The following is a 10,520-nucleotide window of genomic DNA, read 5'->3' as shown; positions in this document are numbered from 1 at the left end:
CTCCCTCCACCGTCGCCACCGCGCGGCCGAGTTCAAGAAGTTCCTCGCCAAGCTCGACAAGGAAGTGCCCGCCGGCCTGGACGTGCACCTGATCTGCGATAACTACGCCACCCACAAGACCCCGGCGATCCAGAAGTGGCTGGCCGGCCACCCGCGGTTCCACCTGCATTTCACCCCGACCAGCTCGTCCTGGCTCAACCAGGTGGAGCGGTGGTTCGCGCTGTTGACGGACAAGCAGCTCCGACGTGGAGTCCACAAGTCCGTCCAGGCCCTGGAGAAGGACATCCGGGCCTGGATCAAGACCTGGAACGAGAACCCCCGCCCGTTCACTTGGACCAAGACCGCCGACGAGATCCTCGAACGACTCGCCTCATATCTTGAACGAATTCCCGGCGCAGGACACTAGGTCGTCACCGCCACCAGCCCGGAAGCCCGTGCCCGTCGCAGTCTCCGACTTCACGCCAGCCTATGCCGACATCTGCAGAGAGCTCCTGCACGGCATGCCGTCCCGGCATATAAGGGATGCGGCCAGGCCCAAGGAACAATGTCACACCCGAAAGTCTCGAGCCGAATTAGAGTCCCCGGCCCAACCTGTCGCGATCGAGGCACCGGCGGCAGCGGATTGACTATTTTGCAAACAGAACGCTACATCCGGATTCTGGCACCTCGAATGCTTTCCGGAGTTCTCTTATCATAGATGCCCTAAAATTGTACTGCACGTCGGATGGGCAGCCCTTTACTGTGACCATGACGGCACCCCCCTTCAGTGCGACACTTATCTCAATATCCGCATTCGACTTGTGGATCTCGACGCATCCCAAAACCTCCCTTTCCTTTGAATCGGAACAACCTAGGGGAATTATGACACCTACGCTACCACTGTACAGGCACTGCGTGAGCCGCTTGGTCGCAGCAGCGGCCTTCAATCCTCGACGATTCACTTTCGAGAGCAGCTCAACACTCAGGCCAGAATCCCTTCCATAATTCCATGCGCCGAACCACGGAATAACCGACGAGAGGCTCAAAATCCTACCCTTGTCAAGCCCTTCAAGAATTTTGCGCCGTCCGCCGTCGTCGGACTCAGAGAATCTCTTGACGAAACCTTCGGCAGCCTTCCTGGACGCCGCCAGGTCGCCATCCCCGTCAAGCCATTTCTTCTCAATATTCGAGAGTCTTATATATGCCGCATAATAGGCTAGTGCGCCGTTTTCCATGGCATATGACTTGAGCTTCGAGATCAGGACCTTTTTTTGCACCGCGGGGTCAGCGAGAGCCACCACTGCATCCATGTACGGGATCTTGTCCATCTTTTTCGCCACATGGCCGGTGGGTGCGACACGAGATTCAATGGCTGTTTTTACCAGCCGCAGAGAGGCCTTGGGAAGGCTCTTCTCGCGCGGACGCCTGAGTGTAGGGAAAGGGATCATGTCCTGGTACGTCCCCCTACAGCTGACCGAAACGATTTTTGCCACATGGCCGAGCCGGGCCAGCACCCCGTCACAAGTGTGGCGGGCATCCGGACACTTTCCCGGGGTGGTGCACATATGCGTGGCCACTCCGGATGGAAGCGGATCCTCTCCAATGATGAACATTGGCATGTTCTGCGTGTTCGCGAGAATCACGGAGTCTCGTTCGGATATGGTCATGTGCGGACTGAGGCTGTAGTTCGGCATGAGCATTCCTTCGGAATAGGTCTCATAGGTTTCCACCTCCCGACCTTCGGCAATGGAGAGGAGACTGTGACCGGACAGCACCAGGTCGCCCTTCAGTGAGATATACTGGACCGCCATCCCGGTCGGTACACGTACCTCTGCCGCGGCCCTATCCACCCCACCGTGTCCGGAGAGAAAGGCCATTTCGATGGTTTTATCAACAGAATTTACCGCCTGGAAGTCGGCTGCCTCTAGCACGAATACCGCATACCTGTCCCTGACAAGCACCGAAAGCTCCTCCGGGCTCTCGGGATCCTGAATAAATTTGGACTCCACAAGCGGGTCCGCGATGAACTTCTCCCAGCTACCCTGAAAATTGTCAAGATCGTAACACGATGACTCAAGCTGATGGCTCTCCGCGAGCCAGGCCGTAAATGCATTGAACCACGTGCCGCCGCCGACCCCAGCATGGAGTGCGTCATTGAACTCTTGAGGCAGCTTGCGCGCGTGCGGGATGTGCTCAGACCAAACCATGACTCTGCTCCCTTTGTGTGTACTTTACAGTGCAGAAAATCGGCATCGGACTCAATCTGCAGACAAGCAAACCATGTACTTCCCTAACTGATCGTTTCAGAATGAATAGAGCTGTGCTCTTGTTCCGGATGACCTGTGGGAGCGGGTGGCTCCGCTGCTGCCGCCCGCTCCCGAACGACGCCACCGCCACCCCGGGCGACTGCGAGTCCCGGACCGGGCTGCCGGGCGGCCCTGGCCGGCATCATCTACGTGCTGCGGACCGGTGTCGCGTGGCGCGATGTCCCCGCGCAGACCGTGGGCTGCTCCGGAGTCACGGCTTGGCGCCGGCTGTGGGACTGGACCGAGGCCGGCGTCTGGCCCCGTCTGCATGCCGCGCTGTAGACCGAACTGCGCCGCGCGGATCTGCTGGGCCTGGACGACTGCGCCGTGGACGGCTCGCACGTCCGGGCTCTCAAATGGTGCCCCTATGGTTTTCGTCAAGCGGCGGCGCTGACCGGGGGCTGATAGAAGGTGCCGTCTCGGAGCATCGCGAAGAGCACGTCGATGCGTCGGCGGGCGAGGCAGACGAGGGCGGCGACGTGGTGCTTTCCCTGTTGTCGCTTCTTGTCGTAGTAGGCGCGTGACTCGGGCTGGGAGAGCGACGCGAACGCGGCGAGGTAGAAAGCCCGTTTGAGCTGCTTGTTGCCGCGTCGGGAAGGGTGCTCGCCGCGGATGGAGGAGCCGGACGCGCGGGTGACGGGCGCCAGGCCGGCGTAGGCGGCCAGGTGGCCGGCGGTCGGGAAGGTGCTCGCGTCGCCGACGTCGACGAGGATCCGGGCGGCGGTCCTGACCCCGATGCCGGGCATCGAGGTCAGGACCGGGGAAAGAGACATCTCAGGGAGCTACGGCGTCAAGCGGCGGTGGGGAGTGAGGACGTGCCGGAGGAGGTGAAGGCATCGTGTTCGTCGAAGAGCAGGCGGTTCTGAAGGCAGTGGTGGAGTTGGCCGAGGAGCCGGTTGAGGAGGTTGCGCTGGGCGGCGGCGTGCCAGTCTCCATGGTCGCGCCGGCTGCGGTAGTGGGCGTCGGCGCCGGGTGAGGCGGTGAGGGTGGCGAAGGCCCAGAGGTAGCCGGCGTGCATGAGCCGGTTGTTCTTGACCATGCGTCGGCCGATGTAGCTCTTCTTGCCCGAGGCGCGAGTGATGGGAGCGGAGCCGGCGTATGCCTTGAGGCCCCGGGCGTCGGCGAAGCGGCTGCGGTCGTCGCCGATCTCCGCGAGGAGGCGGGCGCCGAGCTGGACTCCCAGGCCGGGAAAGCTGAGGTATATCTCAGCGTCCGGATGCTCGCGGAAGGCCGTCTCAACGGCCTGGGCGAGGTCGTCCCCGGCCCGGCAGGCCGCGTCGAACTGCTTCAGCAGGGCGAGCAACTGGTGGCCGAAGGCGTCCTCGACCGTACTCGGATGGCGGGCGTGTTCGGTCCGGAACACGTCACGGAGTCGTTCGGCCTCGGCGTCGATGCCGTGTTGGCGGCCGGCGCGCTTGAGCGCGGCCCGGATCTGGGCCAGTGACAGCTTCGCCGCTCCGGCCGGAGTCGAGGCCGCGGCGAGTACCGCTCGGGCGTCCGGGCGGGCCAGGCCGCCGGGTTTGTTCTGGAAGGCTTCCAGAGCCGCTGGGTGGTACTCGCGCGTGCCGGTGAAGTGGAAGTAGGGGCCGGTGGCCTTCCGGATGAACTCGTCCACGGATTCGCCGCTCGTCCCGGCGCCCGGCACCGCCTCCTGCTTGCGCCATTCGGCGAACGCGTCGGCCTCCCCGATGCGGCGTGCGACTGCCAGGCCCCTGCGCATGACCTCCAGGTCACGGTCGTCGCTCAGGTACCCGGGGTCGACGACGGGAGCGCCGGCGGGATCGGCGTCCGCCAGGCGCACGGTGCCGCTGCTGTGCGGAGCCACCGCGGAGAAGGCAATGGAGTAGCCGTTGGCCGGCGGCGTGCCCCAGGCCGACGGGAGCGGTGCGGCGACGAGGTAGACCTGAAGGTCCGGCCGGGCCGCGGTGGGGTCGCTGTACACCAGGCCCATCATCTCGGCCGGCGGGTTGGCAGGAACGAACGGTACGGGCCGGGCGGCCTCGTACACCACGCCCGCCATCGGATGGTCCTGGAGATGGGACCCCACTCCGGGCAGGTCGGCGACGACGTCGATGCCGTGTTCGCGGAGGTGCTGTGCCGGGCCGATCCCCGACAGCATCAGGAGGTGGGCGGATCCGATGGCCCCCGCCGTCACGATGACCTCGGCGCTCGCGACGGACACGTGCTCGCCACCCACGGTGTACTCGAGACCGGCGCAGCGGCCCGCGGTGATCCGCAGACGCTGCGCGGTCGCGTCCGTGACGACGTCCAGGTTCGGCCGGTCGAGGAACGGACGGAGGTAGGCGTCGGCCGCGCTCTGGCGGGTGCCGCCGGGCAGATTCATGTCACTCCACCCGAACCCGGTCTCCAGTCCGCCGCCGATGTCATCGGCGCGGGTGAACCCGGCCTGCACCGCGGCCTCGACGCACGCCGCGGCCAGCGGATGGGGTTCCGGAACCGGGGCGACCACGACCGGCCCGTCCGTGCCCCGCACGGAGGCATCACGACGGCGCGTGCTCTCGCTGCGGCGGAAGTAGGGCAGCAGATCCTCGAAGCCCCAGCCCGGAGCACCGAGTCCGGGCCATTCGTCGTAGCCGGAGCGGTGCCCCCTCAGGTGGTAGAGGCCGTTGATGCTCGACGATCCGCCGAGCGCCCTGCCGCGCAGCACGTCAGCGGCCCTGCCCGTACCGGCCTGCACGGTCGAGGTGCCCGGCCAGAGGGATGACGGGTCGAACCCCAGGAATCCCCACGGAGACGCCATCGACTCGGTCGCGTCCCGGGCTCCGGCCTCCAGCAACAGCACCCGCACGCCGGGGCGTTCCGAAAGCCGGGAGGCAATCACGCACCCCGCTGTCCCCGCTCCCACCACGACATAGTCATAAGGATTGTGGCCCATCATTTCTCCGCTTCCCACGGCAGCGCTGTCCGGCCACCGGGTTTCAGTAAAGAAGGCTCATCGACGATCAAAGAGCTGATTGCTTGCATGCATTGGAGCGGTCGAAGAGTTGGGACGGTCCTCCCCAGGGAAGCCCCGTGCCCGGCTCGGCCGCGTCCGCGCTCGGCGCGCAGAAGGCGCGGAACCGGCCGACCAGCAGCGGGCGGGCTCCGGCGGAGCCGGGCTGCGTGGAGGCGGGCGGTGTGCGCTACCGGAGCTGACGGACACCCAGCTGGTCAGGTGGCCAGGTGGCAGACGATCACTTTGATCCGCCGGGCCTTGGCACACCCGGGCCGGCCATGGCCGACACCCCAGGGGGGAGGTCCCTGTCGGCGCCGGTATGTGCGGTGACGGCCAGGCGGCTGGAATTCTCTTGTTTCACGCGTTCTTATCCTCGGTGCGTACCCGTCCGGGAACAGCCGGGTTTTCCTTCTGCCGCCAAATCCTAGGATCACCGACACGGCGCGCACTTGAATCTCCGCGACATTCGTTCGGAACCTCAGCGCCACACGAGCGGGCGTGGCGGTCGGTAGCACACAGCACCGGGTCAGACCGCTCGTACGCACCGACCGACGCACCCACGCACCGACGCACCGCACAGGCGCGGCCGACCGTACGCGCATCGGCGCCTTCAAGAACCCAGGTGTGCTGCTGACCGACGACGTTCGGCGCATCGCCGCCCTGGTACATGAACAGCAGGCCTATGTGCTTCGCCCGCGGGAGAACGGGAGGAGCACGGTTCCCCCCGCTGCGCCTGCTTCCGGCGCGTAGCCGACAGCCGCGTCGGGCGGCGCGTGCGCGACCGCACCGCCGGACCCAGGCGGCGCCAGGTGCGCGGACACTCCCGTGTACCTGCAGCAGGCGGGCCCGCTGGTGACCCTCCGGCCCGGGCACACCGGAAACTCGGATGCCTACTGCCCCGGCGGATGGGCGCCCACGGGCGGCCGGGTGATCTCCTTCACCGACGGACTGGTCGTCATGTCGTCCACCCCCCTGACCGCCGGCTGGATCGTGGCCGTGAAGAACACCGGCACCAACCGGAACGCCCAGTTCGTGGGCAACCTCATCTGCGCACCCGGCGTCAGCAGCAGCCAGTAGGCGCGGGACTCGGACGGACACCCGCCGACGCCGTGGCCGCCGTCCGGAACGCCGATGGCGTCACCCCCCTTGCGCTGGTGAGGGATTGGAGGGGTCAGGTCTGATTACGTGTCTGCCGGGGGCGTAGCCCGGCCGCCGCCGCTGCCGCCGCTCCTGCTGGCGGTGGCGGTGGCGGTGGCGGGGGTCCGGGACGGCCTGGGCCGGGGGGCGGGTGGATCGGGCCTCTGCGCCGACGGGAGCCGCAGGGTGGGCTCGCGCCGGTTCGGAGGTCTTCGGCTGCTACGCGTTGTCGAGGAGGAAGTCGTAGTAGTCGGTCGGGCCGGTGAGGACTGGGCGTTCCAGGAGTACCGCCACTCCCGGCGCTGCCCGGACAGGGTGTGGACCACCCGGCGCACCAGGCGGCCCTGGTCGTCGTACTCGTAGGAGGTGCGGCCCGCGCTGCGCAGCAGTGATCCGGCGTAGGCGCGTCCGCCGGCGGTCGGGCCGTCGGGGGAGCGGGTGTGGTGGGCGCGGGTGATGTTGCCGAGGCGGTCGTAGGCGTAGGTCTCGCTCCAGGTTTCGGCGGTGACCTTGGTGACGCGTCCGGCGGGGGTGAGTTCGAAGTCGCGGCGGCCGCAGAGCTGGTCGGTGACGGCTGTGGGCATGCTGTCCGTGCGGTAGCCGTAGGTGCGTTGCTGGACGTTGGCGTAGGTGCCGCCGGCGGCGTCGGCCTAGACGGACTGGGCCGTGAGGCGGTCGCAGGCGTCCCAGGTCTGGGTCAGTGCCGCGCCGGTGCCGAGGTAACGGGTGGTCTCGCGGCCGGCGGCGTCGTAGCTGAAGGTCAGAGCGGCCAGTGGGTTGGCCAGGGAGGTCGGGCGGCTGCCGGCGTCATAGGTGAAGGTGGAGGTGATGCCGGTGGGAGTGGTGCGGCTGGTGCGGCGGCCGAGGGCGTCGTGGGTGAACGAGGTGGTCCGGCCGTCGACGGTCTCGCTCAGGACGCGGCCGAGGGCGTCGTAGGTGAGGGCGGTCGTGGTGCCGTCGTGGTTTCGGCGTTCGACCAGTCGGCCCTGCGGGTCGTAGGCGAAGGCGGTGGTGCGCCCGGCGGCGTCCGTGGTGGACAGCAGTTGGTCGGCTCCGTCGAGGAGGTAGGCGACGCGGCCCGGCCCGACGGCCTTCGCCCCGCACGCCCTCACCGGGGCGCTTGGGAGCCGGTACGGCTCGGGCTCAGCGTGCGATGTCGGCCAGGACGGACATCAGGGCGTCCAGGGCGAGGGGGTAGCCGTGTCGGGTGGCGGCGCCGAAGCCGACGAGGAGGCCCGGTCTGCCGGCCGTCGGCCGGTGGTGGAGCTCGGTGAGGCCGCGCAGCGCGATGCCCCGGGCCGCGCATTCGGCCAGGAGCCGGTCCTCGGAGGGGCCCTGGGCGGGGAGGGTGACGAGGGTGTGCAGGCCGGCCGGGACGCCGTGCGGTGCGAGGGCGGGAAAGCCGTTCAGCCGTCCGAGCAGCAGTTCGCGGCGGCGACGGTAGCGCAGGCGGGCCGCGCGGATGTGGCGGTCGTAGGCGCGGGTGGCGATCAGGTCGGCGAGAACGAGCTGGCCCAGGGTCTCGGTGTAGAGGTCGGCCTGCTGCTTGGCCTCCACGAACGGGCCCACCAGGTCGGGTGGCAGGACCGTCCAGGCCAGGCGAAGGGCCGGGCCGAGGGTCTTGGACGCCGTTCCGCAGTAGACGACATGGCCGGGAGCGAGGCCCTGCAGGGCGCCGACGGGCTGGCGGTCGTAGCGGAACTCGCCGTCGTAGTCGTCCTCCACGACCAGCCCACCCGTGGAACGCGCCCATTCGCACAGCAGATGGCGGCGCCGGGGGTGCAACGGGACGCCGGTCGGGTACTGGTGGGACGGCGTGACGACCACCGCCCCGGTTCCCTGCGGCAGCGTCCCGACACGAGCGCCGTGGTGGTCCACGGCCAGAGCCGGGGTGGCGAGTCCGGCGCGCTGGACGAGCTCGCGGTAGACGTTGTGGCCCGGGTCCTCCATGGCGACGGCCGTGACACCCGCCGCCCGGAGCAGGCTGCTGAGCAGGTGCACCGACTGGTAGAACCCGGAGGTGATCACTATCCGGTCCGGTGTGGTGATCACTCCTCTGGTCCGCCCGAGGTAGTCCGCGAGTGCGGCGCGCAGCTCGATCCGTCCCTGCGGGTCGCCGGCGCCGAAGACCTCCGGCCGAGCCGAAGCCAGCACCCGGCGGGTCGCGCCGAGCCAGGCTCGAACGGGGAAGGCCCCCACATCGGGAAGCCCGGGGCGCAGGTCGTGGCGGGGGACGGCCGTCGCGGGAACGGGGCCCGGTGGGACCGGGCCGAAGGCCGGCACCTCGGCGACGCGGGTGCCCGAACCGGGGCGCGTGGTCAGGTAGCCCTCCTCCGCCAACTGGTCGTAGGCAGCGGTCACCGTGCCCCGCGAGAGCCCCAGTTCGGTGGCCAGTGCGCGGGTGGAGGGCAGCCGCGTCCCCGAAGCCAGCCGACTGCTCCGGATCGCGTCGCGCAGGGCGGACTCCAGACCGAGCCGCCGCCCACCCGCGGCATCGATCTCGAGATGAAGGTCCAGCCCGGCACTGGACCAATGATTCGGCACGAAACCGGATCTTACCCATGGTCCGGTTGCCGCCTAGATTTCCGCAGGAGCCCGCGCGGAGAGCGCGGCGACGAGCGCCCCGGTCGTACCGAGACCCGGGACATCCGAGCGAGGACCTCGAACCATGGCCGTCATCGCCCACCTGAGTGACATCCACATCGCCGACGAGCGCAGCATCGCCCGCACCAGGGCCGTGATGGACTACCTCGAAGCTCTTCCCCACGACCTCGATGCCGTCGTGGTGACCGGCGACATCGCCGACCACGGCCTGGTGGCCGAGTACGAGCAGGCACGGGAACTGCTCCGTTCCCGCCATCCGGTGCTGGTCTGTCCCGGCAACCACGACGATCGCGCGGCCTTCCGGCAGGGGCTGCTCGGTCAGCCCGGCTCGGCGGCTCCCATCAACCAGGTGCATCACGCCGACGGCTTCTCCATCGTGCTGTGCGATTCGTCGATACCGGGGAAGGACGAGGGGTTCATCGAGGACGAGACCCTGGCCTGGCTGGACGACGTGCTCGCCCGGAGCCCGAGCGATGTGCCCGCGCTCATCGCCTTCCACCACCCGCCGGTCCTGCTGCACACCCCGTTCGTCGACCGCCTGCGCCAGTTCGGCGAGCAGCGACTCGCGGCCGTCGTCGACCGGCACCCCCAGATCGCGGCCTTCCTCTGCGGACACGCCCACACCGCGGCCACGACAACCTTCGCCGGCCGTCCCCTGGTGGTGGCACCCGGCGTCGTCTCCACCCTCCGGCTGCCCTGGGAGCACCGCGCCCACTCGGCGGACCACGTCCACCTCGACCTGCCCCCGGGTCTCGCCTTCCACGTCCTGTACGACGCAGGCGTCCTGACGACCCACTACCGGAGTGTTGCCGGCTGAGACGGCGGGCAGGCCGTGTTCCGGGAAGGGTCCGTGAGGGAGTTCCGGCTGCGACGGCCCGTCAGGACCTCGCCAGCAGCGACGCTGACGATATCGCGCGCCAGGACTGCCCGTGCTGTGCGGTTCCTGTTCATCACCTCGCCGGCGCTGGACGGCTTCTTCGCCGAGATGGCGGCCCTGAACGACAGGACGGGCGGGAACCCGCCGGCCTCCGCGCTCAAGGAACTCGGCGAGCGCTGGGACTGCCTGTTCACCGGCCTGCCCCACGGCGACGCACCGACCGGGATGGTGAACGAACCGCCCTGACACCCGCCTTCGAGCCACCCGCCTCCGGGTCCCCGCCTTCGAGCCACCCGCCTTCGAGCGCCGGCGTCGGGCGTGACGCCCCTCGCCCGACCGCGGGTGTCGGCGGGGCCGTGGCTCACAGGACGTAAGTACCGTCGTCGTCACGCTCGTTGCGCCGGAACAGGCGGGGACGTGCAGGCGGATCGTGAACTGCTCGATCCGGCCGCCGGTGCGGGTGGGGGGAGCGAGTCGTGGTGGAGCATCCGCCGTGAGCCACGTCCACGTCGGCGGGCATCCCCGCGATCATGTGTGGCATCGACACCGAGGAACTCGGCATCGTGCCCCGGCTCGGTCCCCGATGTGCGCCGTCGCCCCATTGGCGAGGCTGGTTCCTGCAGAGCCCGGCGGTACCGCGGAGGCCCGCCCCAGGTGTGGG

At 68.6% G+C, this 10,520-nt stretch carries 8 protein-coding genes and 4 pseudogenes; 5 read left to right on the top strand and 7 right to left on the bottom strand.

The window, feature by feature from the left end; all coding sequences use genetic code 11:
- Positions 1–406, top strand: a 406-nt coding sequence (locus AC2TEW_RS37360; RefSeq protein WP_484627679.1) for a transposase, incomplete at its 5' end; no start/stop codon positions are given.
- Between the two features lie 220 nt (positions 407–626).
- Here AC2TEW_RS37360 and AC2TEW_RS37355 read toward each other — a convergent pair.
- On the bottom strand, positions 627–2,186 hold the full coding sequence (locus AC2TEW_RS37355; RefSeq protein WP_484627678.1) for a putative adhesin: 1,560 nt from the start codon (positions 2,184–2,186) through the stop codon (positions 627–629).
- 133 nt (positions 2,187–2,319) lie between these two features.
- On the opposite strand from AC2TEW_RS37355, the pseudogene AC2TEW_RS37350 reads away from it, so the two are divergent.
- Positions 2,320–2,642, top strand: a pseudogene (locus AC2TEW_RS37350) (transposase); the annotation flags it as partial.
- 20 nt (positions 2,643–2,662) lie between these two features.
- Here AC2TEW_RS37350 and AC2TEW_RS37345 read toward each other — a convergent pair.
- The 3 pseudogenes from AC2TEW_RS37345 to AC2TEW_RS37335 all read right to left on the bottom strand — a co-directional run.
- Positions 2,663–3,052: pseudogene (locus AC2TEW_RS37345) on the bottom strand (transposase); the annotation flags it as partial.
- A 23-nt stretch (positions 3,053–3,075) separates the two neighbouring features.
- Positions 3,076–3,846, bottom strand: a pseudogene (locus AC2TEW_RS37340) (transposase); the annotation flags it as partial.
- Positions 3,847–3,858: 12 nt separating this feature from the next.
- A pseudogene (locus AC2TEW_RS37335) lies at positions 3,859–5,181 on the bottom strand (GMC family oxidoreductase); the annotation flags it as partial.
- Positions 5,182–6,066: 885 nt separating this feature from the next.
- Between AC2TEW_RS37335 and AC2TEW_RS37330 the strand changes: the two are divergent.
- The gene (locus AC2TEW_RS37330; RefSeq protein ID WP_484627677.1) at positions 6,067–6,318 is read left to right on the top strand and encodes a hypothetical protein; all 252 of its coding nucleotides are present in this window, start codon (positions 6,067–6,069) and stop codon (positions 6,316–6,318) included.
- Between the two features lie 104 nt (positions 6,319–6,422).
- On the opposite strand, the gene AC2TEW_RS37325 is transcribed toward AC2TEW_RS37330, so the two are convergent.
- The 3 genes from AC2TEW_RS37325 to pdxR form a co-directional block, all read right to left on the bottom strand.
- Positions 6,423–6,962, bottom strand: a complete 540-nt coding sequence (locus AC2TEW_RS37325; RefSeq protein WP_484627676.1) for a hypothetical protein — start codon at positions 6,960–6,962, stop codon at positions 6,423–6,425.
- Positions 6,963–7,028: 66 nt separating this feature from the next.
- Entirely contained in the window at positions 7,029–7,490 is a 462-nt protein-coding gene (locus AC2TEW_RS37320; protein WP_484627675.1) for a hypothetical protein, read from the bottom strand.
- Between the two features lie 31 nt (positions 7,491–7,521).
- Positions 7,522–8,922, bottom strand: a complete 1,401-nt coding sequence (gene pdxR, locus AC2TEW_RS37315; protein WP_484623898.1) for a MocR-like pyridoxine biosynthesis transcription factor PdxR — start codon at positions 8,920–8,922, stop codon at positions 7,522–7,524.
- Between the two features lie 124 nt (positions 8,923–9,046).
- On the opposite strand from pdxR, the gene AC2TEW_RS37310 reads away from it, so the two are divergent.
- Both AC2TEW_RS37310 and AC2TEW_RS37305 read left to right on the top strand, forming a co-directional pair.
- Complete coding sequence (locus AC2TEW_RS37310; protein WP_484623897.1) at positions 9,047–9,799, top strand: metallophosphoesterase; 753 nt, start codon at positions 9,047–9,049, stop codon at positions 9,797–9,799.
- Positions 9,800–9,916: 117 nt separating this feature from the next.
- Positions 9,917–10,105, top strand: a complete 189-nt coding sequence (locus AC2TEW_RS37305) for a hypothetical protein (RefSeq protein WP_484623896.1) — start codon at positions 9,917–9,919, stop codon at positions 10,103–10,105.
- The last annotated feature ends 415 nt before the right edge of the window (positions 10,106–10,520 follow it).

Source organism: Kitasatospora sp. NEAU-CNBT7 (genome assembly GCF_057220535.1).
Note: the sequence above shows the minus strand (reverse complement) of the source record. Positions and strands in the feature narration are given on the sequence as shown.